The organism is Novosphingobium sp. Leaf2, from assembly GCF_001421325.1.
Classification (GTDB): Bacteria; Pseudomonadota; Alphaproteobacteria; order Sphingomonadales; family Sphingomonadaceae; genus Novosphingobium.
In genome coordinates this window covers 1-22809 of sequence record NZ_LMJY01000008.1, presented here as the reverse complement: position 1 = coordinate 22809, position 22809 = coordinate 1, and the positions used below count along the sequence as shown (strand labels likewise).

Annotated in this window: 28 protein-coding genes; 10 read left to right on the top strand and 18 right to left on the bottom strand. The window is 65.7% G+C overall.

Annotated features, from left to right (window positions below; genetic code table 11):
• Positions 1-39: 39 nt before the first annotated feature.
• The 4 genes from ASE49_RS06380 (at position 40) to ASE49_RS06365 (ending at position 3243) form a co-directional block, all read left to right on the top strand.
• Positions 40-744, top strand: coding sequence for an endonuclease/exonuclease/phosphatase family protein (locus ASE49_RS06380; RefSeq protein WP_056769512.1), 705 nt, complete (start codon positions 40-42; stop codon positions 742-744).
• A gap of 162 nt (positions 745-906) precedes the next feature.
• Positions 907-1245, top strand: a complete 339-nt coding sequence (locus tag ASE49_RS06375; protein WP_007687500.1) for a P-II family nitrogen regulator — start codon at positions 907-909, stop codon at positions 1243-1245.
• 14 nt (positions 1246-1259) lie between these two features.
• Complete coding sequence (locus ASE49_RS06370; protein ID WP_442945952.1) at positions 1260-2687, top strand: ammonium transporter; 1428 nt, start codon at positions 1260-1262, stop codon at positions 2685-2687.
• Positions 2688-2904: 217 nt separating this feature from the next.
• Positions 2905-3243, top strand: a complete 339-nt coding sequence (locus ASE49_RS06365; protein ID WP_056769507.1) for a P-II family nitrogen regulator — start codon at positions 2905-2907, stop codon at positions 3241-3243.
• Between the two features lie 36 nt (positions 3244-3279).
• Here the strand turns inward: ASE49_RS06365 and ASE49_RS06360 are convergent, their stop codons facing one another.
• Positions 3280-3705 carry a TIGR01244 family sulfur transferase gene (locus ASE49_RS06360; RefSeq protein WP_056769505.1) on the bottom strand — a complete coding sequence of 142 codons (426 nt, stop codon included), beginning with the start codon at positions 3703-3705 and terminating at the stop codon, positions 3280-3282.
• Positions 3706-4001: 296 nt separating this feature from the next.
• Here ASE49_RS06360 and ASE49_RS18865 point away from each other — a divergent pair, with 296 nt between their 5' ends.
• The 6 genes from ASE49_RS18865 to queC all read left to right on the top strand — a co-directional run bounded on the left by ASE49_RS18865 (position 4002) and on the right by queC (position 9182).
• Entirely contained in the window at positions 4002-4799 is a 798-nt protein-coding gene (locus ASE49_RS18865) for a cold-shock protein (RefSeq protein ID WP_056769503.1), read from the top strand.
• 133 nt (positions 4800-4932) lie between these two features.
• Positions 4933-6123 carry an aspartate aminotransferase family protein gene (locus ASE49_RS06350; RefSeq protein ID WP_056769500.1) on the top strand — a complete coding sequence of 397 codons (1191 nt, stop codon included), beginning with the start codon at positions 4933-4935 and terminating at the stop codon, positions 6121-6123.
• Entirely contained in the window at positions 6123-7049 is a 927-nt protein-coding gene (argF, locus tag ASE49_RS06345; RefSeq protein ID WP_056769499.1) for an ornithine carbamoyltransferase, read from the top strand. The genes ASE49_RS06350 and argF overlap by 1 nt, the downstream gene beginning before the upstream one ends.
• Positions 7046-7954 (top strand): Hsp33 family molecular chaperone HslO, encoded by a 909-nt coding sequence (gene hslO, locus ASE49_RS06340; protein ID WP_082456336.1) that lies wholly within the window; start codon positions 7046-7048, stop codon positions 7952-7954. The genes argF and hslO overlap by 4 nt, the downstream gene beginning before the upstream one ends.
• An 84-nt stretch (positions 7955-8038) precedes the next feature.
• A complete protein-coding gene (locus ASE49_RS06335; protein ID WP_056769497.1) occupies positions 8039-8437 on the top strand; it encodes a DUF3617 domain-containing protein in 399 nt (132 codons plus the stop codon).
• A gap of 49 nt (positions 8438-8486) precedes the next feature.
• Positions 8487-9182: a 7-cyano-7-deazaguanine synthase QueC gene (gene queC / locus ASE49_RS06330; RefSeq protein ID WP_056769495.1), complete on the top strand. Its 696-nt coding sequence runs from the start codon at positions 8487-8489 to the stop codon at positions 9180-9182.
• A 133-nt stretch (positions 9183-9315) separates the two neighbouring features.
• Here the strand turns inward: queC and ASE49_RS06325 are convergent, their stop codons facing one another.
• The 17 genes from ASE49_RS06325 to ASE49_RS06250 all read right to left on the bottom strand — a co-directional run bounded on the left by ASE49_RS06325 (position 9316) and on the right by ASE49_RS06250 (position 22651).
• Positions 9316-10338, bottom strand: coding sequence for an OmpA family protein (locus ASE49_RS06325; protein ID WP_056769493.1), 1023 nt, complete (start codon positions 10336-10338; stop codon positions 9316-9318).
• A gap of 187 nt (positions 10339-10525) precedes the next feature.
• Entirely contained in the window at positions 10526-10984 is a 459-nt protein-coding gene (locus ASE49_RS06320) for a DUF2793 domain-containing protein (protein WP_056769491.1), read from the bottom strand.
• A 28-nt stretch (positions 10985-11012) separates the two neighbouring features.
• Complete coding sequence (locus tag ASE49_RS06315; RefSeq protein WP_056769489.1) at positions 11013-13208, bottom strand: GTA baseplate fiber-binding domain-containing protein; 2196 nt, start codon at positions 13206-13208, stop codon at positions 11013-11015.
• 1 nt (position 13209) lies between these two features.
• The gene (locus ASE49_RS06310) at positions 13210-13644 is read right to left on the bottom strand and encodes a hypothetical protein (RefSeq protein WP_082456337.1); all 435 of its coding nucleotides are present in this window, start codon (positions 13642-13644) and stop codon (positions 13210-13212) included.
• 8 nt (positions 13645-13652) lie between these two features.
• Positions 13653-14477, bottom strand: a complete 825-nt coding sequence (locus ASE49_RS06305; protein ID WP_056769485.1) for a DUF2163 domain-containing protein — start codon at positions 14475-14477, stop codon at positions 13653-13655.
• Positions 14474-16837, bottom strand: coding sequence for a DUF2460 domain-containing protein (locus ASE49_RS06300; protein WP_056769483.1), 2364 nt, complete (start codon positions 16835-16837; stop codon positions 14474-14476). Before ASE49_RS06300 ends, ASE49_RS06305 begins: the two co-directional genes overlap by 4 nt.
• 13 nt (positions 16838-16850) lie before the next feature.
• Positions 16851-17417 carry a hypothetical protein gene (locus ASE49_RS06295; RefSeq protein WP_056769550.1) on the bottom strand — a complete coding sequence of 189 codons (567 nt, stop codon included), beginning with the start codon at positions 17415-17417 and terminating at the stop codon, positions 16851-16853.
• Positions 17407-17607, bottom strand: coding sequence for a phage tail assembly chaperone (locus ASE49_RS06290; protein WP_056769479.1), 201 nt, complete (start codon positions 17605-17607; stop codon positions 17407-17409). The genes ASE49_RS06295 and ASE49_RS06290 overlap by 11 nt, the downstream gene beginning before the upstream one ends.
• Entirely contained in the window at positions 17600-17920 is a 321-nt protein-coding gene (locus ASE49_RS06285) for a gene transfer agent family protein (RefSeq protein ID WP_056769477.1), read from the bottom strand. The genes ASE49_RS06290 and ASE49_RS06285 overlap by 8 nt, the downstream gene beginning before the upstream one ends.
• Positions 17917-18324, bottom strand: coding sequence for a phage major tail protein, TP901-1 family (locus ASE49_RS06280; protein ID WP_056769476.1), 408 nt, complete (start codon positions 18322-18324; stop codon positions 17917-17919). The genes ASE49_RS06285 and ASE49_RS06280 overlap by 4 nt, the downstream gene beginning before the upstream one ends.
• Positions 18325-18359: 35 nt before the next feature.
• Positions 18360-18749 (bottom strand): DUF3168 domain-containing protein, encoded by a 390-nt coding sequence (locus ASE49_RS06275; protein ID WP_056769475.1) that lies wholly within the window; start codon positions 18747-18749, stop codon positions 18360-18362.
• 3 nt (positions 18750-18752) lie between these two features.
• The gene (locus ASE49_RS18130) at positions 18753-18929 is read right to left on the bottom strand and encodes a hypothetical protein (RefSeq protein ID WP_156370160.1); all 177 of its coding nucleotides are present in this window, start codon (positions 18927-18929) and stop codon (positions 18753-18755) included.
• On the bottom strand, positions 18926-19471 hold the full coding sequence (locus ASE49_RS06270) for a head-tail connector protein (protein ID WP_056769473.1): 546 nt from the start codon (positions 19469-19471) through the stop codon (positions 18926-18928). The genes ASE49_RS18130 and ASE49_RS06270 overlap by 4 nt, the downstream gene beginning before the upstream one ends.
• 88 nt (positions 19472-19559) lie before the next feature.
• On the bottom strand, positions 19560-20699 hold the full coding sequence (locus ASE49_RS06265; RefSeq protein WP_056769469.1) for a phage major capsid protein: 1140 nt from the start codon (positions 20697-20699) through the stop codon (positions 19560-19562).
• Between the two features lie 73 nt (positions 20700-20772).
• On the bottom strand, positions 20773-21186 hold the full coding sequence (locus tag ASE49_RS06260; protein WP_056769468.1) for an HK97 family phage prohead protease: 414 nt from the start codon (positions 21184-21186) through the stop codon (positions 20773-20775).
• A complete protein-coding gene (locus tag ASE49_RS06255; RefSeq protein WP_056769466.1) occupies positions 21183-21491 on the bottom strand; it encodes a DUF6127 family protein in 309 nt (102 codons plus the stop codon). The genes ASE49_RS06260 and ASE49_RS06255 overlap by 4 nt, the downstream gene beginning before the upstream one ends.
• A complete protein-coding gene (locus ASE49_RS06250) occupies positions 21488-22651 on the bottom strand; it encodes a phage portal protein (protein WP_056769464.1) in 1164 nt (387 codons plus the stop codon). Before ASE49_RS06250 ends, ASE49_RS06255 begins: the two co-directional genes overlap by 4 nt.
• Between the last annotated feature and the right edge of the window lie 158 nt (positions 22652-22809).

The window sequence follows — 22809 nt, the reverse complement described above, 5'->3', positions numbered from 1 at the left end:
GGAATTGTATGGCCCACCGGCCACAGGAATGCGCGCGCCTTGCAGATCACCTTCGCCAGCTACAACATCCACAAGGCCGTGGGGCTTGACCGCCGCCGCGATCCCGACCGCATTCTCAATATCCTGCGTGAGATCGACGCCGATGTTCTGGCCCTGCAGGAAGTGGATCGCCGGTACGGGCGGCGCATGGCCGTGCTGCCCCTCGATGCGATCCATTCCGCCACCGACTATGTGCCGGTCCCGCTGTCTACCAAGCCGGACAGCCTGGGCTGGCACGGCAACGCGATCCTGGTGCGCAAGGGGATCGAACTGATCGAAGCTGCCCCGGTTCCCCTGCCGGTGCTGGAACCGCGCGGCGCCGTTCGCGCCGATCTTGCGCTCGACGGGCATCGGTTCCGGGTGGTGGGCATGCATCTTGACCTGTCGGGTCTGCGCCGGCGCCATCAGGTGCGCAGCGTGCTGCAACACTGTGCCGGGTGCGCAAAGCATGTGCCGACCGTGATGATGGGCGATCTCAACGAATGGTCCCAGCGCGGCGGCTGCTTGCAAGAGTTCGATCGCCACTGGCGCGTTCTGGCGCCGGGGCGCAGCTTTCCGTCCCGCCGACCGATCGCCCAGTTGGATCGAATCGTAATCTCCGACAGGTGGGAAGTGGCGGGAACCCATGTTCACCACAGTCCGTTAGCGGCCATAGGGTCTGACCATCTGCCTGTCGTGGCCACTATCAAGCTGCCTAAAATTTAGGCAAGTGCCCGTAAATCAGGCGCTGCACCGCAATAATGCGTCGGGTCGTCGCGTCTCTCGCGATTGAATGTGCGGCATAATCCTAAGCAAACGTAAACTGGCACGTTCTTTGCTGTACCTATGTTAGCCGGCAGTGGGGCCGGTGGCTAACAGGGGATAGGCATGAAGTTCATCATCGCCATCATCAAGCCCTTCAAGCTCGACGAAGTGCGGGAAGCCTTGGGCGCCATCGGTGTCGCCGGCATGACCGTCTCCGAAGTGAAGGGGTTCGGGCGCCAGAAGGGGCAGACCGAAATCTACCGCGGGGCCGAATATTCGACCAACATGCTGCCCAAGGTGAAGATCGAGGTCGCCGCGCCGGACGATCTTGCTCCCAAGATCGTGGAAACGATCCAGCAGGTCGCCAGCACCGAAGCCATCGGCGATGGCAAGATCTTCGTCCTCGATCTCGCTTCCGCCGTGCGCATCCGCACCGGCGAGGCGGGCGACACCGCGCTTTGAGGGGGGCTTTCATGATGAACCGCAAGATTTTCGGCGGCGCGGGTGCAACGCTTGCATCGCTCGCCTTTTCAACGGCGGCCTGGGCCCAGGCCGCCGCCCCGATCAAGGCCCCGGATGCCGCACAGATGGCCGGCATGGTCAACAAGGGCGACACTGCCTGGATGCTGATCTGCTCGGCACTGGTGCTGATGATGTCGATCCCCGGCCTGGCGCTGTTCTACGGTGGCCTCGTGCGCGCCAAGAACATGCTCAGCTTGTGCATGCAGGTGTTCATGATCGTGTCGGTCGCCGGTCTGCTGTGGTGCTGCGTAGGCTATTCGATGGCGTTCACCTCGGGCGGCGAGAACCACTTCTTCGGCGGCCTTTCCAAGGCGTTTCTGAAGGGCGTGGATGGAACGACGGTGGGCGCAACGTTCAGCAATAACGTCTATCTGCCGGAATTCAGCTTCGTCGTTTTCCAGATGACCTTCGCCATGATCACCCCGGCGCTGATCGTCGGTGCCTTCGCCGAACGTGTCAAGTTCAGCGGCCTGATGATCTTCGTCGTCCTGTGGTCGATCCTGGTCTACTACCCGATGGCACACATGGTCTGGTACTGGGCGGGCCCGGATTTCCTGGCCGATGCACCCACCGATTCGGGCCTGCTGTGGGGCTGGGGCGCGCTTGACTTCGCCGGCGGCACCGTCGTTCACATCAACGCAGGTATCGCCGGGCTCGTCGGCTGCCTCTTCATCGGCAAGCGTGCCGGCTACCCCAAGGAGCCGATGCCGCCTCACTCGCTCGTCATGACCATGATCGGCGCCTCGCTGCTGTGGGTGGGCTGGTTCGGCTTCAACGCCGGTTCCAACCTGGAAGCCAACGGCGTGACTGCGGTTGCCTTCATCAACACCATGGTCGCCACGTGCGCCGCCGCCGTCAGCTGGTCGCTGGTGGAACACTTCCACCACGGCAAAGCCAGCATGCTGGGTGCAGCAACAGGTGCCGTCGCCGGCCTCGTCGCGATCACCCCGGCTGCCGGGTATGGCGCACCGATGACCTCGATCGTGCTGGGCTTCGTGGTTTCGCCGATCTGCTACATCTTCGTCGCCAAGGTGAAGAACATGCTCGGCTATGATGACAGCCTTGATGTCTTCGGCGTGCACTGCATTGGCGGGATCGTCGGCGCCATCGCCACCGGCATCGTCGCCTCGCCGGCGCTCGGCGGACAAGGTGTGTTCGATTACACCAAGTTCCCCGCCGCCTTCGACGCTTCGACTTACTCGATCAGCAGCCAGGTAATCATCCAGATCAAGGCGGTCGTCTTCACGCTGCTCTACTCCGGTGTGATCTCTGCGGTGCTTTACTTCGTGATCGGCAAGACCATCGGTCTGCGCCCGAGCATCGAAGACGAGAACCAGGGCCTGGACATCTCCAGCCACGGTGAGCGCGCCTACAATATGTAAGTATCGAAAGTTTGGCGGCGGCGGGAACGGTCTACTCTCCTCCCACCCGTCGTCGCCAGCCGATGTTCCTCCTGCGAACACCACCTTCAAAGGGCCGGAGCCAGCCGCTCCGGCCCCTTTTTTGTGCGCGTTCGGCATCGGGCACACGAAAGCCTTTGCCGCCAGCGCTACCGTGTGAAAAGGTGCGCCCCGCCCCTTTCGGGCCAGGGACACGCGGATGAAATACATCACGGCGATCATCAAGCCGTTCAAGTTCACCGAAGTGAAGGACGCGTTGAGCGCAGCCGGCGTTTCCGGCCTGACGGTGTCCGAGGTCAGCGGTTATGGTCGGCAGAAGGGCCAGACCGAGATTTACCGGGGCGCTGAATACACCTCGAACATGCTGCCCAAGATCCGGATCGAAGTGGCTGTTCCGGATGCGCTGGTGGCGCAAGTCGTCGAGGTGATCCGCCAGCATGCCAACAATGACGAGATTGGCGACGGCAAGATCTTTGTCTTCGAACTGGCGCAGGCACTGCGCATCCGTACCGGCGAACAGGGTGACGACGCGCTTTAGGTCTGTTCAGACCGGGTCTTCTAAGGCTGGGGCTGCTCAGCGCCCGGCCGCGAGCATGTCGATCAGTTCCCGGATCGGCGAGACATCGTAGCCTGCCGCTGCCGCCTTCGCCGCGATCGCAGCGGGATTGTCGCCAGCTTTGGCCCGGGCCAGCGCCCACAGCAACGTGGAGCGGGTTCCCGAGCGACAATAGGCCAGGACGGGCCCATCGGCATCGAGGGCGTCCAGCATGGCATCCACTTGCCCTTGGCTGAAGCCGGCATGCGTCACCGGGATCGCCACATAATCCATGCCCGCCGCGCGCGCGGCGGCTTCGATAGCGGCGCCCGGTACCTGATCATCGCTTTCGTCTTCGGGACGGTTGTTCACGATCCGCACCACGCCCAAAGACTTGGCCTCGGCGATGGCGGCGACGTCGATCTGCGGGCTGGCAAAGACGGTGTCGGTGATCTGGCGAAACATGGTGCGAGGCCCTTTCGTGGAGTCGGGATCGAAGTTCCCTTGCGGAGGAATCGCGCCGTCATCAAGACGGATTGGGTGCCATCGGCAAGCCATTTCGGACGTTTAACCGCGTATTTTCATCGATATCGAGTGAATTGGGGATGTATTTCCGTTCGCCATGTCCTCGGGACTCGTGTATGAGTCGCGGTTGCGGGAGAGCGCTGGTTTGCCATGCGTTCATCCTGACGCTTGGCGCGCATCGTCCACGCGCCCAGGCTCGATGCATTTAGGGGCGCAGCGAAGGTACGTTCGTAGACATGGGTTTTGATAGAGGTCGTCGCGGAAGGGGACGCGACAAGCGCGATCAGTTTGGCGAGGACGAGTTCGATCCGTTCTTTGCCGGGCAGGATCGTTTCGGCGGTGGCTCCAACCGGTTTGGCGGCGGCGGTGGTGACCGTGGCGGCTTTGGTGGCGGCGCAAGCGGCGGCGGCGGTGGTGGCGGCTTCGGCGGCGGTGACCGTGGCGGCTTTGGCGGCGGCGGCGGCGGTGGTTTCGGCGGCGGCGCGCCGCGTGGCGGCGGCTTCGGCGGCCCGCGCGGTGGCGGTGGTGGCGGCGGAATGCCCGCCCAGGTCGTGGGCCAGGGACGCGGTGTCGTCAAATTCTTCAACGCAGCGAAGGGCTTCGGCTTCATCCAGCGCGAAGAAGGCGGCGATGACGTGTTCGTTCACATCAGCTCCGTTGAACGCGCCGGGCTTGAAGGCTTGGCCGAGGGTCAGCAGCTGGAATTCCAGCTGGTCGATCGCGGTGGCAAGGTTTCCGCAACGGACCTGTCGGTCGTCGGCGACGTGATCCCGGTCGCCAAGCGCGAGCCTGCAGCCCCGCAGCGTGAGTTGACGGGCGAAAAGGCCAGCGGCACGGTGAAGTTCTTCAATTCCATGAAGGGTTTCGGCTTCATCACGCGTGATGATGGCCAGCCGGACGCGTTCGTTCACATCAGCGCGGTCGAACGCTCGGGCCTCACCGGCCTGAACGAGGGTGACCGGGTGGAGTTCGACATCGAGGTCGATCGACGAGGCAAGTACTCGGCGGTCAACCTGACGCCGCTTCAGGGTTGATCGGCCTGCATTCGGCCCGGTAGTTTGACCGGGTGATTGCACACGTCTAGATGCGCGCAAATGGCGGCCCCACAGGGCCGCCATTTGTCGTTTGCGATCTTCACGAACTCATTGCCATTCGAGGATTACCGACATGTCCATACCTGCGCTGATGCCCGTGTACCCCCGGTGCGGCGTACGCCCCGTTCGCGGCGAACATTGCCATCTCATCAGCGAGGACGGGCGTCGCTATCTCGACTTTGCCAGCGGCATCGCCGTGAACGCCCTCGGGCACTCGCATCCGGGTCTGATCGATGCGATCCAAAAGCAGGCGCAGACGCTGATGCACGTGTCCAACCTGTATGGCAGTCCGCAGGGCGAGGATGTCGCTCGCCGGCTGACCGAATTGACCTTCGCCGACACGGTGTTCTTCACCAATTCCGGCGCCGAGGCGGTGGAATGCGCGATCAAGACCGCCCGCGCCTACCACCAGTCTGCCGGCAATATCGATCGGTTCGAACTGATCACGTTCAACAACGCCTTCCACGGGCGCACGATGGCGACCATCAGCGCTTCCAGCCAGGACAAGATGCACAAGGGCTTCCTGCCTTTGCTGCCAGGCTTCAAGTATGTCGAGTTCAACGATCTGGAAGCCGCGAAAGCCGCGATCGGTCCCAAAACCGCTGGCTTTCTGGTCGAGCCGATCCAGGGTGAGGGCGGTATCCGTGTCGCTACAGACGAATTCCTGCAGGGGCTGCGCGCCTTGTGCGACGAACACGACCTGATGCTGGTGCTGGACGAAGTGCAAAGCGGCGTGGGCCGTGCCGGCACGTTCTACGCGTATGAACAGTATGGCATCATGCCCGATATTCTCGCCACCGCGAAAGGGATCGGTGGTGGGTTCCCGGTCGGCGCCTGCCTTGCCACCGAAAAGGCCGCGCGGGGCATGATATTCGGCACCCACGGTTCCACCTACGGCGGCAACCCGTTCGCGATGGCCGCGATCGGCGCCGTGCTGGACGTGATTCCGCAGGATGCCTTCCTGGCCGACGTGCGCGGCAAGGGCGAACGCATCAAGGCGCGGCTCGAACAGTTCATCGGCAATTACCCTGAGCTGTTCGAACTGGTGCGCGGGCGGGGCCTGTTCATCGGGCTTAAGATGAAGGTAGAGCCGCGCGCGTTCGTGGCGCATATGCGCGACAATCACGAATTGCTGACGGTGTCGGCCGGAGACAACGTGGTCCGCATCCTGCCCCCCCTGGTGATCGATGACAGCCACATCGACGAGTTCATGGAAAAGCTTTCGGCGGCTGCCGCCAGCTACAGTCCGGAAGGCGTGAATTGATGGCCAGGGATTTTCTCAGCCTGTCGGACGCGGGCGGCGATGCCGTCGCCGCCATGCTCAACGATGCGATGGACCGTAAGGCTGCACGCTGCGCGTGGCCCAAAGGGCGGGTTGACGCCGATTCGCCCTTGTCCGGGCACGTGCTGGCAATGATCTTCGAGAAGAATTCCACCCGCACGCGGGTGTCGTTCGACATGGCGATGCGCCAGTTGGGCGGCTCGGCCCTCATCCTTGAAGCAGGCAGCACCCAGATCGGTCGCGGCGAAAGCATCGCCGACACTGCGCGCGTGCTTAGCCGTATGGTCGATGCGATCATGCTGCGAACCGACGATCATGCCAAGATCGAGGAACTGGCGCACTACGCCGAAGTGCCGGTCATCAACGGCCTCACTGACCTGTCGCACCCGTGCCAGATCGTGGCCGATTTGCTGACCGTGATCGAACGCGGCCACGCTCTGCCGGGCCTGCAACTGGCGTGGCTGGGCGATGGCAACAATGTCGCCAATTCGCTGATCGAGGCGGCGGGTCTGATGAAGTTCACCGTGCGCGTCGGCGGTCCTGCCGGCTACGAACCTGACGCAGGTTTTATCGCCCGGGCGCGGGCGGCGGGTGGTGAAGTTATACTGACTCGTGATGCGCAGGAAGCGGTTGCGGGCGCGCACGTCGTCGTCACCGATACGTGGGTGTCCATGGGCCAGGCGGGCGGCGAGCAGCACGTGGCGGCGATGCAGCCCTATCAGGTCAACGCCGCGCTGATGGCCAAGGTTGCGGCCGGTGCCACGTTTCTGCACTGCCTGCCTGCCCACCGCGGCGAGGAGGTGACCGACGAGGTTATGGACGGCCCCGCTTCTGCCGTGTGGGACGAAGCGGAAAATCGCATCCATGGGCAGAAGTCGATCCTGCTGTGGGCGCTGGGCAAACTGTGAGCGAAGACGACATCTTGCGGCGCGACGACACTGGCTTCGACCGGGTGCTGAGCTTTACCGTGCCCGCGCGTAATGCGCGGGGGCGGTTGGTGCGGCTTGGTCCCGTGCTCGAAACCGTCCTGTCGGCGCACGATTACCCCAAGACTCTCAAGCATCTGCTGGCAGAAGCCCTGGTGCTCACGACGCTGATGGGTTCGCTGCTCAAGGAAGATCAGGCGCAGCTGACCTTGCAGGCGCAGTCCGAAGGCGGTGTCGTGGACTTGCTGGTCTGCGATTACCGTCAGGGCGAAGTGCGCGGTTATCTTCGCCATGATGCGCAAAAGGCGGAGGCGTTGGGCGATACGTGTTCGCTCGAAGCGATTTTCGGCAAAGGCTATCTGGCGATCACGTTCGACTTGTCCGCATCGAACGAGCGCTATCAGGGGATCGTCCCGCTTGAGGGTGAGTCCCTGGCGCATGCGTGCGAAGCCTATTTTGCGCAATCGGAGCAGGTGCCGACGCTGATTCGCATTGCCGTGCGGTCAAATGGGGCGCGGTGCATTGCCGGCGGCATGATTCTCCAGCATCTGCCTGATGGCGAGGAAGGCAAGGAGCGCCTCCACGCCAAGGAGGACCATCCCGACTGGGAACATGTGTCGATTCTGGGGGCAACGGTTCAGGACGGTGAGTTGCTCGATCCGGTGCTGAGCCTGGAGCATCTCGTGTGGCGGCTTTTCCATGAAGAAGATCAGGTTCGCGTCGAACCCTTGGTGCCCCTCGCGCGGGGATGTCGGTGTTCGGTGGAGCACTATCGCTCCATTCTTGCGCGTTTTCCGGAAGACGAACGCGCCGATATGCGGGACGACGATGGCCTGATCCCGGTCGATTGTGCGTTTTGCTCCAAGGTGCTGCGCATCCCGGCGTAACCGGCCTTTCAAACCGCGTCTTGAATTCAACGGGCGTAAGACCGATCTAAGGGCGACGGGGCGTTGTCTGAAAGCGGTAAAGTGATGTTTAGGCGTATTGTGCCAATACTGTCGGTGGCGGCGCTGGCTAGCAGCGCAGTGCCAGCCATGGGGCAGCGCCAAACCCTGGGCATGCTTGACGCGCTTGATCGCGGATCGTGGGAACTGCGGGAACGCGGCGGCGACGCGCGAAACATGTGCCTCGACAGCGGACGCCGGTTGATCCAGCTGCGGCACGCCGGGGCGACTTGCAACACAGTGGTGGTTCAGGACGAGGCGGACGAAGTGACCGTGCAATACAGCTGCCGGGGGCAAGGTTATGGTCGCACCCATATTCGTCGTGAAACCAATCAGCTTATCCAGCTGGATAGCCAGGGCATCGTCAACGGCGTTCCTTTTTCGGTTTCGGCAGAAGGCCGTAGAACCGGGTCCTGCCCAGGTTGAACCGCGGTTGACCATTGCAGGCGCGGCTGCGCAGGTTTAGCGCGGGCTCATGCACGATACTTCTGACACATCTCCCCCTGCCGCAGTTGTTTTACTGTCTGGCGGGCTCGATTCAATGGTGTGCGCCGGCATTGCGCAAGAGCGCGGCTTTGCGGTCAACGCCCTGACCATAGACTACAACCAGCGGCATCGCCGAGAACTGGAGGCAGCGACCCGCATCGTGGACGTCATCGGTGTGCAACGCCATGTGGTGCTGCCACTGGATCTGCGCCAGTTCGGCGGCTCGGCGCTGACTGACAATATAGCTGTGCCGAAGGGTGGTGTGGGTACCGACATTCCGGTCACGTACGTTCCCGCTCGTAACCTCGTATTTCTTTCGCTCACGCTCGCGTGGGCGGAAGCGATCGGGGCCAGGGATATCTTTATCGGCGTCAACGCGCTGGACTATTCAGGCTATCCGGATTGCCGGCCGGAATTCATCTCGGCCTTTCAGGATATTGCTGCGCTGGCGACGAAGGCGGGTGACGAAGGGCAGGCTTTGCGCATCCACGCGCCGTTGCAATTCATGAGCAAGGCACAGATCGCGCAGGAAGCAGACCGACTGGGGCTTGACCCAGGCATGAGCTGGTCATGCTATGACCCCCAGGACGATGGTCGGGCCTGCGGCCTTTGCGATAGCTGCCGCTTGCGCAAGGCGGGGTTCGCAGACGCAGGGCTGGTCGATCCGACACCGTACGCGGCCTGATCCCTAAGACGGGAAAACGAAAAAAGCCGCTGCGTTAGCGCAGCGGCTTTTTTCGTTGGTTGGCCGTTTTCAGGACCAAAGAAAAGGGGGCCGGATTGCTCCGACCCCCCAATCTTTACCGTTGCCGGTTGGCTTACATGCCCGAACCCGGACCGTACGTGATTTCCACGCGACGGTTCTGCAGTTCGCGCACACCGTCGGCGGTGGGAACGCGGGGGTTCGCCTCACCGAAGGCCTGGCTCGAGATCGAACCATCGGGGATGCCGTGGCTGGTCAGGTACGAACGGACCGAAGCGTTACGACGAGCCGACAGGCCGAGGTTGTACTTCGGGGTACCCGAACGGTCGGTGTAACCCGCAAGCATGATCGGCACGCTATCGCAATTTGCGTAGGCGCTGACTGCGCTGTCGAGGATCGTCGACGCTTCAGGCGTGATGTCCGACTTATCCCAGTCGAAGAACACGATGTACGGACCCTTGTTGCAGACCGGAGCCGGCGGCGGGGGCGGCGGGGGAGGCGGCGGCGGGGGCGGCGGCGGGGGCGGCGGCGGGGGCGGGGGAGCAGCCGGTTCGCCGAAGTTGTAGCCCAGGGTCGCCATCAGCGAGTGCGAACGCCAACGCGTACGCAGATCGTTGCCGTTCACGTCCACAAAGTCGACCTTCTGGACGTTCATGAAGCGATACTTCAAGCCCACATCCCAGTGCGCATTGAGAGGCGCGCGGATACCCGCGATTGCCTGCCAGGCGAAACCGGTGTCGGAATCGTCAACGAAGCCGTTGGCGTGAACGCGGGCAACACCGGCACCACCGCCGACAAAGCCCTGCAGGCCGTCGTCGGGACCGAAGTCGAGCAGGCCATTGACCATGAACGACAGGTTGCTGGCCTTGATGCCCGTGACTTCGAGCTTGGCCTGGCGATAGCTGGCTTCGGTTTCGAGACGGAAAGGTCCGAAATCGTAACCAAGCTCGCCGCCGCCGTCGAAGCCCTTCTTGTAGTTGGCGTTCAGAACGCCATCTACGCCGTTGACGCGAACGCCGCTATCTTCGACGATCATGCCGCCGAAGTCGAGTTGCAGATACCATGAATTATCGCGCGCGAGCGCGGGGGTAGCAATGGCTGTCGAAGCCAGCGCTAGTCCCAGGACGAGTTTCCTCATACGTTTCCCCTACAAAGAGATTTGGAGCCACCGAGTGCAAGGGTCTCTAACCCTTCGGACTTACGTGTGCAAGCGCACAGTGTTTGCAGCTGTTGCAAATATGTCGCGTTTTCGGGAACTTGAGGGTTGGTCGAGACCTCGATGTTCGAAATCTGTGTCACCCTGAAGAACCTTGTTTCTGTACACGTTAGACCGAAGGGACGATGCCCAATGCTTGAAGCACCGAGACCAGATCATTGATCGCAGCCCGAGCCTCCCCATCAACAATCGACCCCCCAAGTGGTTCCACGGGCAAAGTCGCTTTTATCCAGGACTGACGGAACCGTATTTCGCACCCGCGTGACACGTCGAAAACCCGCATGCCCTCGACAGGATCGAAAAAGCGCCATGCATTGTTTTGTCGCACCGCGAGGCGTTGGGAATGCGCTGCCCATTCTCCGGTTGCCGCAGCGGCGACCAGCCATGCGTCTCCATCCTGCGAATCGCTCGGCGGGGCGCTGGTCTCGCCCCTGATCGCGCAGTGCAGCAGTGCGTCGGTCGTGAGAAAAACCTCGTTCACAAAGGCCTCTTTTTGCGCCTGCCCTGCGTGCAGCAGCGGCAGGCCAAAGCGCGGGGTCGTGTCGGGGAACGTCACGGCGTCAGACATGGCTTACTCCTTGGTATATCAGGAAATATCAGGACAGAATGCAGAGCGTCAGGGGCAACGAGACAGCGCTTGTGCCGAGTTGGCGCACTTCCAGCGCCGCTCCCGGTGACGCACGGGCAAGCGATTCGCGCAGCGCCGGGGCCAGCTGAAGCGTGGGAGACGGGACCGTCCACGTGGCTAACGGAGCATCCAGCGGACCCGCCGTCACCAAGTAGCTTTCGGCCTGCTCCACCAGAGGAACGTCGATGCCATCCGCCCAAGCCCAGCCGCCTCTTGCCCGGCGGGTCCAGGACAGGATCCACGATCCGTCACTGGCTACCATTTTGCGCGGACGCACCGGGGAAAGCGGTCGCAGCGTCAATCCGCTCTGGTGCACAAAAGACACGCTCGGCGTAGGATCGACTCTGCCGATTGCGAGCACGTGGCGGGCAGGGTCGGATCCGAGGATCGCCGAATCAAGTGCGGTCAGCGCCGTATCGAGAAAAACGACCGGCTCGTTCGGCCCGTGGTTTGCTACCGCATGTTCCGTGCCGCCGCGCCCGCGCAGCAGGCCTTCGAGCCGCCAGTTCGCGCCATCGAGGTGCGTAGCGCGCAGAAACTGGACGATTTCCTCGCCCACCAGCAGGCAATTGGCGCCGGCGCTCACCTGCCGCACGTCAGCGTCGACCAGCATCATGGCCGGGTCGAGCAACGTGACGCGCAGTTGCGATTCGCGGTCGAACACCAGTGGGCTTGCTGCCGGCAGGATCGATATCGCCGTACCGACGATCGCGCGGCGACGCCCGCTGGCGCCCAGCGACACCAGTTGCCCTTCCCCGCGATCGCCATAAAGCGCCGCGCCTTGCCATTGCGCTGAGGGGCTGGACACGGCGGCGAACGTTCGCGCGGCGTCCGGCAGGCCGGATGCGGCATCGAAGGGCAGTTCGAACGCCACGATTCGCGTTTCGCCAGCGTCCGCATCTACCGGCGGGTTGACGCGCCCGGCGTCCGATCCCAGCAGCGGCAAGGCGTCGGCGCCGGTGGGCAATGCGCGTTGCAGCGCCAGTTCTACGCCGCTTTCCAGCCACTCCCATTCGCGCACGCGCCATGTGCCGGCGATGCCGGGCAGGGCGACGAGCGATCCGGGACCGACGGCGGTATCCAGTTCGGTGGTGCGCCACGAAATACGATCGCGGCTCCAGTCCACCCGGCGCGCCGTGGTTTCGATCAGTGCGCGGGCGGTAGCGGCATCGAGAGCAGCGGGTAGTTCGAGCGTTGCCGGCTCGCCTGGGCCGGGTCTTACAGCGGCCCGCTGCACGCTGGCCTGATAATCCCGGTTTGTATCGTAATAGCGCAGGGCACTGGGATGCTGGGCCGAGACGGGCGCGCGCTGGCGCGAAAATCCTGATGCGGCGCCAAAATCGCCGTCGCCGGTGGCGACTGCCGGTTCGGGTAGCAGCAACGCCGCATCCTGAAAACGCTGCCGGGCAATGACGATGTCCGGCCCTCGCGCGTCTATTTCCAGCGGGATGATCTGGTCGAAGGTCTGCAGATCGTCGGCCGGCGTGCCGTCGCTGGTGTAGCCGGTAATGCCGGCAAGCGGCACGGCGGCGTCGATCGCATCCACGCCTTCGCCCAGAATCGATTCGAGATCGAACGTCTCGTCCGCGATGATCTCGAACGTTAGCGAGGGGATGCGATTATAATAGGCTGACAAGTCCAGCGCTTCGAACACCGCGTATGCGCAGCCGCGATAGGCCGGACAGCGATTTGCACCTTCGGCGGCGGCAAGCAGGGGATCGGGCGTTTGGTCGCCGTGCCCTGTGTGGATGCGGAGTGTTCCAGCGACTTTCAGCGTACCATCCGCGCCGCGCAGCAGTTTGCCGTCCGCCCAGATGCGCCCGATGCCAAGGATGGGGCGGCTTGACAGGGCTACCGCGAAATTGGCGGTATAGCTGTAGGTCGTGATCGACGGGGTGGATTTTCCGGTGCCTTGCGTTTCGCTGTGTTCAACAAGATCCATCGCCCAGATGACCGAGCCTGCGGTGCGCATCCGCCCGAAATGGCGGGGCAGGCGTTGCCCGTAGCTGGAGGTAGTGACTGACAGTTCGGCGAGGCGCGCGCCTTGCCGGTTGCCGGTGCCGAACAGCGTGCTGTCCACCTGCCGTCCGATCAGCGATCCGATCGCGCCGCCGATCGGGCCGCCAAGCGCAGTGCCGATGCCGCTGAAAACGAGGGTTGCCATGTCAGTTGCTCTCCAGAGGAAGTGGGCCGGTCATCCGCAGATGCGCAATTGTGGGCCAGTCTGCCGGCAGCGCGCTCAACACGACTTTGCGCAGGCCCGCGTGGGCATGGACGATCGTGTCCGCCGTGATCGCGATGGCGAGGTGCAACTGACACGGGCCGGTGCGCACGAGCAGCACGTCCCCTGCCTGCGGTGTGCCGCCGGCGGCAGCCATGCCGATTCGCGCGGCCACCGCTGCGACGTCGGGGACCGTGCGGCACCGCAGCGTGTAGCCGGTGGGCAAACGCGCCGGCTGGCCGATCGCGGTCAGCGCGGCTGCGAGCACGCCGACGCAGTCCAGCCCGATCTCGGGATCGCGCCCATGCAGGCGAAACGGCGTGCCGATCAGCCTGCGTGCCGCCTCGGCCAGTGCGCCGCCGCTCACAATTCCGCTCACAATTTCGCTCACAGGGCCGGACCGGGATAGCGGGTGAGCATGTCGTTGCCGGGCAGGAACGGCTCGCCGCGAAAATTGATGGCATTGCCGAATCGCTCGGCACAGGTCGCCAGCGTCCGGTCACAGCCTTCCCGCAAGCGCGCGCGGGTGCCGGGAGGCACGGCTGTATCCAGCGGTGCGTCGAGAATCAGCGCGCCGTGGGCATCGGGGCCCATTACGCCCATGGCGGTGCCGGCCAGCGCCCCGTCCATCCAGCGCACGCTGCCGCCGGCATGGCTCAGAGAATCGGGCGCGCCATCGAACGTGACCGCGTTGGTCTGCGCGTCGGTTTCCACGGTACGCACGTCGCGGGTGAAGCGCTGCGGGTTGAGGTTGCAACCGGGTCCGCAGAACGCCGCGCGGCATAGCGGGCTGGTGCGCGGCACGGGATCGCGCTGAAGGTCCGCCTTGCGCGACAGCAGCGCGGCCGAAAACGCGCCGTCTTCTTCCGAGATCGCGCCGATCGCGCCGGCATAGAGCACTTCGTGTTCGCCGGTTTCCCAATCGACGAGGCCGATGCGCACCTGCGCCAGATCGAAACGACCGGCGGCGAGATCCGCGCTGGCTATCGCCTCGTGGGTAAGGGAGCCGCGCACTTCGGCGCTGTCCGCGTCCACATCGGCGGACTTGCGAATCGCGCTGGGCACCATGCCGGGCGAGGCACAGTGCAGCACGCCATCGATCCAGATGTCCCGGTCATGGGTGGTGAAGCCCAGCGTCACCCCGTCGGTGCGGGCGATGCGCCAGAACGTGGCGACGTTCTCCACCGCGCCGGCAAACCAGGTCCTGCTCATGAGGCCTCCCGGATTTCGACCACCGGAACGCTGGGCGCTTCGCCGGCAGCGAACGCCGCGCCGGACACTTCCAGACTGTCCTCGGCAAAGCGGACCGGAACGTCGAACAGGAAGCCGGCGCATACCGCTGCGCCGGCTGCGGGCGGAGCGTCGAATACCACCACGCCCCCGTCCGCCATTTGCCAATTGCCCACTTGCACCGCGCCGTTCACCGAGACCGAGACGCTGGCAAAGTCGGGCCGGGTGATCCGGCGGATCTGCGGCTCGTCCCCGCTACCGTAGCGTTTGACGAGGGCGAAATCGGTGGCGAGACCGTCGCCGATGCCGATCTGCTGGTCGCGCGGGCCGGGCGTGCCCACCATCGCATTGGAGCTGTGATCGCTGGGATCGCGCAGGCGAAAGCCGCGCGCGGGCCCACGCCGGGCTCGGAAAAAGGCGATAAGTTCGCCCAGCTCCGCTTCCGAACGCACGCCGGGGCCCACATCGAAGCGCAGCCGGGCATTGGACCACACGCTGTTGCGCCGCTCGAACCCGGAGGCGGTGACAGAGACGCTGGTGGAAAATTCCGGCACCACGGTGGCATCGCGGCCCAGCGCCAGCGGATAGAGAGTATCGTCGAAGGCCTGCATCGGATCGGCTCCTGGCTGGGCGGGGGAGGATGACGGGGCGGAGGTGGGGGGCAGCCGGACGTAGCCATCGCGCGCGATCTGCGGCAGCGCCCAAACGACCACTTCGTGCGCGCGGCGCGCCACGGCCTCGTCGATGCCAGCGTCGATGCGGCGCCACTGCACGCTTTGATCGGCATTAAGAACGAAGCCGGCCAGGTAATCCTGTTCGTGCGGCGGGTAGCCGAGCCGGGCATCGATCAGCGCATACGCGGCGCGGCGGAAGCCATCGGCCCCGGCGGTCAGCCAGTCGTAGTCTTCCACCTGCAGCCGGTCGAACGCGGGCGCGGCCCAGCCCAGCGGCAGGTTGGCGCGCTTGAGTTCTGGCATATCGGGCGCCAGCAGCGTGGGCGCAAAGACAAGCGCGAGCGCTTCCACCGGCGCGGGTGCGGCGGCTTGGCGAACGGCGGCAACGAGATCGGCGGTCGATTGCGCCAGCAGCGCGCCGGCCTGGTCCAGCAGCGCGGTCTGCTCAGGGCCCAAGGGCTGGCGCATGTCGGGGATCGCGGGCGGCGCGCCTGCGAACGCGGCGCGCGCGGCGTCATCGTACAGGCATATCCGCCCGTCCGCGAACGTCCACCACCACGGTTCGCCCACCTGGAAGCGCACGGGTGCCTCAGCCTCCGTCATCAGCCCGGCGAACGCGGTGGCCACCGATTGCAGCCACGCCATCGCCTGCTGGTTCGTCGGGGACAGTATCGTCGAGGGCGGCACCCAGCCGGTCAGCGCGGGATTGCCGTCAAGGTCGCGCTGCTTCCAGGCGGCGGGGCAGTGCTGGTCGAGCAGTTCGTACGACAGCGAGGCGATCGGGCTGAACCCCAGCGCGATCGCGTCCGTAAAGAATGCGCGGTGCCAGGCGCGGGTGGGTGCGTTCAGCGGATCGCCGGTCAGCGGCGTAACAAAAGCCCCATCCTGCCTTGCGAGCCGGAAGTAGTGGCTCATGCCCACGTAATGCACGATCGAACCCCGGTAGCCGAGCTGACGCGCACCGCGCAGCAGGCGGGCGGGGGTCTGCACGCCCTGATCGTCGAAGCCGGTGGCAAGGGCGAGGCCGTTTGCGGGCATGATGACATCGCCGATCTCCAGCATCGCGCGCGCGCCATCGGCAGTGATGTCGGTCATCTCGATCCAGCCTTCGACTTGCGCGGGCAGTGGATCGGCGCTGGCGCCATCGTAGCCGGGCGGCGCGAAGGAGATGAACATGCGGTCTATTGCGCCCGGCCATACGCGGTCAGCATCGTCGGGCAGTCGGAAGCCGCCGTCCAACTGCGAGAAATCCAGCGCGATCACGGCATCTTCGGGCGAGCCGGACGCATAGTTCCACAGCCGCGCGTACCAGGTGCGCGGCGCACCCGCCGCGTCCTTGCCCTCGATGGTGAGGGTGGGGCCGTTCACCACGTCCAGCGGCAGCACGCCGGACGAACGCCAGCGAAAGCGCAACGAAGTGTGCGCGTAATCGCGGTCGGTCCGGTAAGCGAGGAGCGGATGGTCGAGCGTATCCGCGCTGTCCCAGATCAGCCCGCCAAGGTCCGCTTTGCGCAGGAACGCGGCGTCCACGCGCAAGGCGGCGGGGCCGGTGGACACCACGGCGGCCATCATCGGGCGGGGAAAGTTGACGGTCCAGAAGCGGGGATCGAAACGCATGATCCAGTCGCTCGCCTGACCCTCGCGCTTGGTTGCGAGCCAGAATGCCATCGGCAGGTTCCTTTCAGGCCGTCAGCGCGCGGCGCACCGCACTCGCCATCTGGCGGGTGGAGCGTTGCAGCGACTGCTGGGCGGTTGCACCGCGCGGGCCGTTGACGTTGATCGCCACGCGCACGTCGCGCGCCCGCGTGGCAGTCCCGGTTTCTACCCGACCGGCGGACGTCGGCACGAACACTTCGGGTCCACGTTCGCCCACCACATACCCCCGCCCCGGCGACACGTTGCCGCCGGTCGCGCGGCCCGGAAGGCCCAGCAACCCGGAAAACAGGCTGGACACGTCGATGCCGCCGCCTTGTGCAGTGCCCCCGCCGGTAACCGCAGAGGCAAGCGCCTGCGCGGCTTGCGTCGCGATCGTGTCCAGCGCGGCGGAGGCGGTGCGTTTCAGATCGCCGAAACCCAGGTTGCCGCTGCGGATCGCGCCGGACAGGCTGCGTTCCAGCGCGGTGCCCGCTTTGGTGAAGCCGTTCACCAGATCACCGTCCACTGCGCTGCGCATCTGCGCGATGTCCCGCGCGAAGCCATCGGTGCTGGCGCGCACGTCTACCAGCAGGCTGTCGATTTCATCGTCCATCGTCATCATGCTCCATCATGGCGGCCAGGGTTCGGGCATCGATGCCCGGAGGGGTGGCGGCAGGGCCCAGCAGACCCAGCGCGGCGGCGAGTTCCGCCGGGGTGGCGGCCCAGAATTCGTCCGGTCGCCAGCCCAGCACCCGCGCGGCCACCGCGCACAGCGCCAGTGCGACCGCGGCGAAATCAGTCATGCCCGCCTGCGCCTTTGAGGATTTGCGCCAGCAATGTGCGCAGCGGCGCGGCGCAGGCGGCAAGGCCATGTTCGACCACGGCGTCGCCCAGCGCTTCACGGCTCACACCGTCGCGCTCGGTCAGGCAATGCCAGAACAGCGCGGCGATTTCAGCCAGCCGCAGGCCGCCGGACCCGGCGCGTTCGACCAGCGCGAACAGCGGGCCCAGTTCCTCCTCGGCGGCGACCAGCGCGGCGAAGGTGGGCCGCAGGCGGCGCACGATACCCGTTACGATCAGGCTGGCCTCGCCGCGCAAGGGGTTCGCCCCGCTCATGCCGGCACCACCTGGCCGGAGCTTTCAAGCTGCAGCGTATAATTGCGCTCGCCGTTGAAATCGCCGGCGTAGTCCAGCCGCTGGACCAGAAAGCGCCCGCGCAGACGCTCGCCGCCCTCGAAGCTCAGTTCATAGTCGTCCAGCGTGCCCGCCATGGCGTTGGCGCGCACTTGCGCTTCGGCGGCGCTACCAAGGAAGATGCCCGCCGCGCTGACCGAGACGGACCGCACCCCTGCGCCGGACAGCAGTTCGCGCCAGCCCCCGCTGTCCTTGGAAGTGACGACGACGGTGTCGCCCGTCACCGACATCTGCGTGGTGCGCAGGCCGGCCACGGTCTGGTACGTGGGGGCGGTGCCGCCGGTAGAGATCTTGAGAAGGAAGGCGCTGCCTTTCTGGGCGGTCATGCTGGTTCTCCGTATCGCAAGGGGTTCGGTGAAGGTCAGGCCGCCAGCAGGCGGAAGCGGTATTCGAGCAGGATCGCGCGCCGGTTCTGGCCGCGCTGCTCGGCGCGGGCGCGCAGGAACTGGGTGGTGGCGATATGAAAGTCCGCCTGGTTGCGTGGCAGGGATTCCACCCGCGCTTCGATGGCGGTGACCAGCATCGCTGCGGTATCGGGCGCATCGCCGCGGCAGTGCAGTTCCAGCGCCACGCGCACTTCGCGGCCCGGCGCGGTCTTGCAGCTCCAGTCGGCGCTGGCGCTGGACGCGATGGCAAGCCACGGCAGGCTGGTGCGGGTGGGGGCTTCCTCGACCACGGCATTGAGCGTGGCCGAAAGCGCGGGGTCGCTGGCCAGCCAGCCCAGCAGAGCGGCGCGCAAGGGCACTTCCATGACTTATCCTTTCGCGAACAGCGGCCACACCAGCCCGGCGCGCCGCCAGCGGCGATCGTCGCCCCGCGCGGCAAGCAAGCGAACGGTGGCGTGCGCAACGGCAAGGGTGGCGGCGCGGGTAGCCAGGCGCGCGGCGAGGCCGGCGTAATCGGCGCGGGCGGTGAGGACGGGCGTGCTCATGCCAGCCGCATCCGCCGCCAAGGTCGCCACAAGGCCGCGACGGAGGCGGGCGGCAGTGGCGATGCGCCGTCGCTTTCACGCTCACGGTGCTGATGGGCGGCAAGGCGCACGATGCCATGGCGCATGTTCGTAGGCAGGGAGTCCCAGTCGCTCGCCAGGCCGGCGGTGAAGCGCACGACTATGCGGTTGGCCATCGGTGCCGCGATGCGGACATGACCGCCGCCGTCGCCATCGAGATCGATCTCCCACGCACCGGAAGCCAAGGCGGTCCGGGTGCCGTCCCCGGCCACGGCCTCGACTGCGGCGATGGCCTGGATCGGACCCGTCGCCAGCGCACGCCAGCACAGACTGGCCGGCATGATTTCCTCGCACACCGCCTCGATCGGCAGGACGCCGGTGAACGCCTCGCAGGTGTCCATCGCGGCGGCGAGCAGCGTGCGCAACGGGGCATCGTCGCTGGCGGTGGTGATGCCCAGCCACTGCTTGAGTTCGGCAAGCGCCGTCGGCGGCAGCGTGGCCGGGGTGAGGATGACCCGCTTCATGGGTGTCTCCGAAAATGAGAGGGCAGGGACCTTGCGCGGATCGCCCGCGCCGCCGGAGGGGATACGGCGGCGCGGGCGCCCGGCCTCGTCAGGTCGAGATCTTGAGCAGCTTGATCGCGTCGGAATCGAGCACCTGGCCGCCGATCCGCTTGGTGGCGTAGAAGTGCACGAACGGCTTGTTGGTGAACGGATCGCGCAGGATCGAGGTGGCGGTGCGTTCCGCGATCAGGTAGCCGGCGCGGAAGTTGCCGAAGGCGATCGGCAGCGCGCCGGCCGCGATGTCGGGCATGTCTTCGGCCTCGACCACCGGATAGCCCAGCAGGCGGTTGGGCTGGCCTTCCATCAGGCCCGGCTGCCACAGGAACGAGCCATCCGCCGCCTTCAGCTTGCGCACTTGCGCCAGCGTCTTGGAGTTCATCACCCAGCTGGCGCCCTGGCGATGGCCGGCCTTGAGCGAATGAACAAGGTCGATCAGCTTGAGTTCGGGGGCGGTGTCGAACGCGGTGGCGTTGCCCGAAACCAGGTGCTGCAGCGTGCCGAACGTGCGCGTGCCATCCGCCGCCGTGCTGGTTGCTCCGTTCAGGAAGCCGCGCGGCTGGTTGGTGCCGCTGCCGCTGACGAAGGCGGCCCCTTCGGCGCGGGCGAATTCCATCGCGATCTCGTCCGCCAGCCAGGCCTGGATATCGAACGCAGCGTCATCCAGCATCGCCTGGCTGGCTGCCGGGTTGGCATACAGTTCGCCCGTGGGCGGGGCAATTTCTGCGAAGGCGGGGGTGGCCGTCTCGCCGCGCGGCCCGGTCTCGCTCACCCAGCCGGACGCGGTGCCGCTGGTGGTGATGAGCTTGCGATAACCCGCCGATCCGGTCTGCACGACCTGTGCGATCGAGCGGATCGGGCTGATGTTGCGCAGCCGTGCGGAAATCAGCGCGTCGATTTCACGCGGCACGGCATAGCCGCCGTCCGCCGCCACCGCGCCCGAGATCGACTTGAGCTCGGTTTCGCGGCCTGCACGCAGATAGCCTTGGACGAAGCTTTTCACCTCGATGCTGGTGGCGGGGCTGCCACCCTCGATCACCGGGCGGGCGGCGGCGCGCGAAACGCGGTCGAGCCGGGCCTTCACGTCCTCCACATCGCCGCGCAGGGCGACCACGGCGGCGTCCGTGGCATCCTGACGGGCGACCAGATCGAACGAGGTGTCCAGCACCTCGACGGGGGAGAGGTTTTCCATGGGTATGCGCCTTTCGTTAGTGCGCGCACGATCGCGCGGGCGGGGAAATAGGGGGGGAGACGGGTCCGGCAGTTCAGGCCACCAGATGCACGCGCGCTTCGTGCTGCATCGGGTGAGTGACGAGGCTGACTTCGAGTAGCTCCACGTCGAGCAGCTCGCGCCCGGCCGGGGTGGTGCGGCTGGACCGGGCACGGTAACCGAACGACAGCCCGGTCACCGTCCCACGCTTGAGCGCGAGGCCTGCCGCGCCGAACGGATTGTCCAGCGTTGCCACCACGCGCAGCCCGCGTTCGTCTTCCGCGACGGTTTCCACCCAGCCGATGCGCTGGTCTGCCCGGTGCTGCCAGAACAGCGGCAGTGGGTCTGACCGCTCGGCCAGGGTGCGGGCGAACGCGCCGGCGCGGATGGTGTCGCGCCCCGCGTCGGTTCTGCCGAACAGCGCGGCGTAGCCGGCGAAACGCAAGGGGCCGGTGAAGGGCGCGCTCATCGCAGCATGTCCGTCGCGCCCAGGCGCACGGTGATGCCCAGCAGCAGCAGCGCCAGCGCGCCGCGCACGATCCAGTTGACGACCGAGCGCCGCGCGCTGGATTTGGCGTCGCGCCAGGCGCGCAGCAGTTCGCGCAGTTCGCTCACGTCCTGCGGGGCGGTGGCGTCGTCCAGCCCGATGCGCGCCAGCATGCGGCGCGCGCCCACGTCGCTGGCTTCCTCCACGATGGCGCGCAAGGTGACGAGATCGCTGCCCTTGGCAGCCGCCTGCGCGAGCAGGCCGGCAAGCATGTCGTTGGCGTTCATGGCTTGTGCTCCGGTTCAAGGCCCAGAAGCGCACGCTTCTCGGCAGGGTCGAGAAAGTCCGCCGCGTTGACCTGCGCCCACAGACGCTCGCGGTCCTCCGCCAACGCGGGCACTTGATCGAGGTCGATCGTCAGCTGGCCTTCGGGGAACCACGGGCCGAGCCCTTCGCCGATCGCGGCAAAGATTTTGGCGGCAAGCGGCAGCAGGGTGTGCCGCCAAAGGGCGCGGTTCGCCTCGCGGTAGTTGTTGTAGGTCGCATCGCCGGGCAGGCCGAGCAGCATCGGCGGCACCCCGAAGGCCAGCGCGATATCGCGCGCGGCGGCGGCTTTCAGCGTAGCGAAATCCATGTCGGCGGGCGTCATCGCCATCGCCTGCCAGGACAATCCGCCTTCCAGCAGCATCGGGCGCCCGGCATTGGCGGACCCGGAATAGGCCGCGCCCAGTTCCGCCTTGAGCCGGTCGAACTGCTCGGACGTCAGCGCCGCGCCGTCGGGTGTTTCATAGACCAGCGCGCCCGATGGCCGGGCCGCGTTTTCCAGCAGCTGGCGGTTCCACACCGACGCGGCGTTGTGGGTGGCGATCGCCTCGTCCGCCGCGCACAGGCAGCCCGCGCCGTAATGATCGTCGGCGGGATGGAAGTGGCGGATGTGGATCACGTTGGGCGAGGCGTCCTGATCCAGCAGCGGGATCGCCATGCGCTTGCCGGCCACGTCATAGCCATACGCCTCTGGCCAGCCATCCTCGCCGGCCACCACGCTCACGCGGTCGGGGCGCAGGGCGAACAGTTCCACCGGACGCCCGCGCGCATCCTTCATCACCTGCACGTAGGCATTGCCGTGCAGCAGCAGGTGCGAGGCCAGCGTTTCCAGCAGCGACTGCCCGGCGCTCGTCTCGCTCACCAGCGCGGTGAGCCTGACATCGGTGGGTCGCAGCGGCGCACCGCCGATCCCTTCGGCCACCAGCCGCACCGCGCGCTGGGCTACCGGGTTCTCCAGATACGCGCGGCGCACCGCCTGGGTGTATTCGAACGGTGTACGTCCCCCATACCCCTGGCCACCGCCGTGCTCTGCGAAGAACCACGGCGATGCGGCGCCCCGTGCCAATGGCACGCGGGGACTGACGCCCTTGAAGGCGGCGACGAACGATTCGATGAAGGACATGATTTATCCCCGATTTGGTTGGAAAAAGCCGCCAAAAGACTTGAGTGTGTTCTCTCATTGTTCTAGGGTCCGGACCCATAAACAGGATTCCCAGCAGCGCCGGGATATGATTCACCATCCTCCAGCAAGGAGGTATGGCGGATGGCGGATTTCTTCTG

What these genes read in the sequence shown, in the direction of transcription:
- ASE49_RS06375 (WP_007687500.1), top strand. Translation starts at nt 907, where the DNA reads ATGAAGTTCATCATCGCCATCATCAAGCCCTTCAAGCTCGACGAAGTG.
- argF (WP_056769499.1), top strand. Translation starts at nt 6,123, where the DNA reads ATGGCCAGGGATTTTCTCAGCCTGTCGGACGCGGGCGGCGATGCCGTC.
- queC (WP_056769495.1), top strand. Translation starts at nt 8,487, where the DNA reads ATGCACGATACTTCTGACACATCTCCCCCTGCCGCAGTTGTTTTACTG.
- ASE49_RS06300 (WP_056769483.1), bottom strand. Translation starts at nt 16,837, where the DNA reads ATGGCATTCTGGCTCGCAACCAAGCGCGAGGGTCAGGCGAGCGACTGG.
- ASE49_RS06255 (WP_056769466.1), bottom strand. Translation starts at nt 21,491, where the DNA reads ATGAACGCCAACGACATGCTTGCCGGCCTGCTCGCGCAGGCGGCTGCC.
- ASE49_RS06320 (WP_056769491.1), bottom strand. Translation starts at nt 10,984, where the DNA reads ATGTCTGACGCCGTGACGTTCCCCGACACGACCCCGCGCTTTGGCCTG.
- ASE49_RS06265 (WP_056769469.1), bottom strand. Translation starts at nt 20,699, where the DNA reads ATGGAAAACCTCTCCCCCGTCGAGGTGCTGGACACCTCGTTCGATCTG.
- ASE49_RS06325 (WP_056769493.1), bottom strand. Translation starts at nt 10,338, where the DNA reads ATGAGGAAACTCGTCCTGGGACTAGCGCTGGCTTCGACAGCCATTGCT.
- ASE49_RS06260 (WP_056769468.1), bottom strand. Translation starts at nt 21,186, where the DNA reads ATGAGCGCGCCCTTCACCGGCCCCTTGCGTTTCGCCGGCTACGCCGCG.
- ASE49_RS06350 (WP_056769500.1), top strand. Translation starts at nt 4,933, where the DNA reads ATGTCCATACCTGCGCTGATGCCCGTGTACCCCCGGTGCGGCGTACGC.
- ASE49_RS06250 (WP_056769464.1), bottom strand. Translation starts at nt 22,651, where the DNA reads ATGTCCTTCATCGAATCGTTCGTCGCCGCCTTCAAGGGCGTCAGTCCC.
- ASE49_RS18130 (WP_156370160.1), bottom strand. Translation starts at nt 18,929, where the DNA reads ATGAGCACGCCCGTCCTCACCGCCCGCGCCGATTACGCCGGCCTCGCC.
- ASE49_RS06360 (WP_056769505.1), bottom strand. Translation starts at nt 3,705, where the DNA reads ATGTTTCGCCAGATCACCGACACCGTCTTTGCCAGCCCGCAGATCGAC.
- ASE49_RS06295 (WP_056769550.1), bottom strand. Translation starts at nt 17,417, where the DNA reads ATGGACGATGAAATCGACAGCCTGCTGGTAGACGTGCGCGCCAGCACC.
- ASE49_RS06290 (WP_056769479.1), bottom strand. Translation starts at nt 17,607, where the DNA reads ATGACTGATTTCGCCGCGGTCGCACTGGCGCTGTGCGCGGTGGCCGCG.
- ASE49_RS06285 (WP_056769477.1), bottom strand. Translation starts at nt 17,920, where the DNA reads ATGAGCGGGGCGAACCCCTTGCGCGGCGAGGCCAGCCTGATCGTAACG.
- ASE49_RS06280 (WP_056769476.1), bottom strand. Translation starts at nt 18,324, where the DNA reads ATGACCGCCCAGAAAGGCAGCGCCTTCCTTCTCAAGATCTCTACCGGC.
- ASE49_RS18865 (WP_056769503.1), top strand. Translation starts at nt 4,002, where the DNA reads ATGGGTTTTGATAGAGGTCGTCGCGGAAGGGGACGCGACAAGCGCGAT.
- ASE49_RS06270 (WP_056769473.1), bottom strand. Translation starts at nt 19,471, where the DNA reads ATGAAGCGGGTCATCCTCACCCCGGCCACGCTGCCGCCGACGGCGCTT.
- ASE49_RS06305 (WP_056769485.1), bottom strand. Translation starts at nt 14,477, where the DNA reads ATGAGCAGGACCTGGTTTGCCGGCGCGGTGGAGAACGTCGCCACGTTC.
- ASE49_RS06275 (WP_056769475.1), bottom strand. Translation starts at nt 18,749, where the DNA reads ATGGAAGTGCCCTTGCGCGCCGCTCTGCTGGGCTGGCTGGCCAGCGAC.
- ASE49_RS06315 (WP_056769489.1), bottom strand. Translation starts at nt 13,208, where the DNA reads ATGGCAACCCTCGTTTTCAGCGGCATCGGCACTGCGCTTGGCGGCCCG.
- ASE49_RS06335 (WP_056769497.1), top strand. Translation starts at nt 8,039, where the DNA reads ATGTTTAGGCGTATTGTGCCAATACTGTCGGTGGCGGCGCTGGCTAGC.
- ASE49_RS06370 (WP_442945952.1), top strand. Translation starts at nt 1,260, where the DNA reads ATGAACCGCAAGATTTTCGGCGGCGCGGGTGCAACGCTTGCATCGCTC.
- ASE49_RS06365 (WP_056769507.1), top strand. Translation starts at nt 2,905, where the DNA reads ATGAAATACATCACGGCGATCATCAAGCCGTTCAAGTTCACCGAAGTG.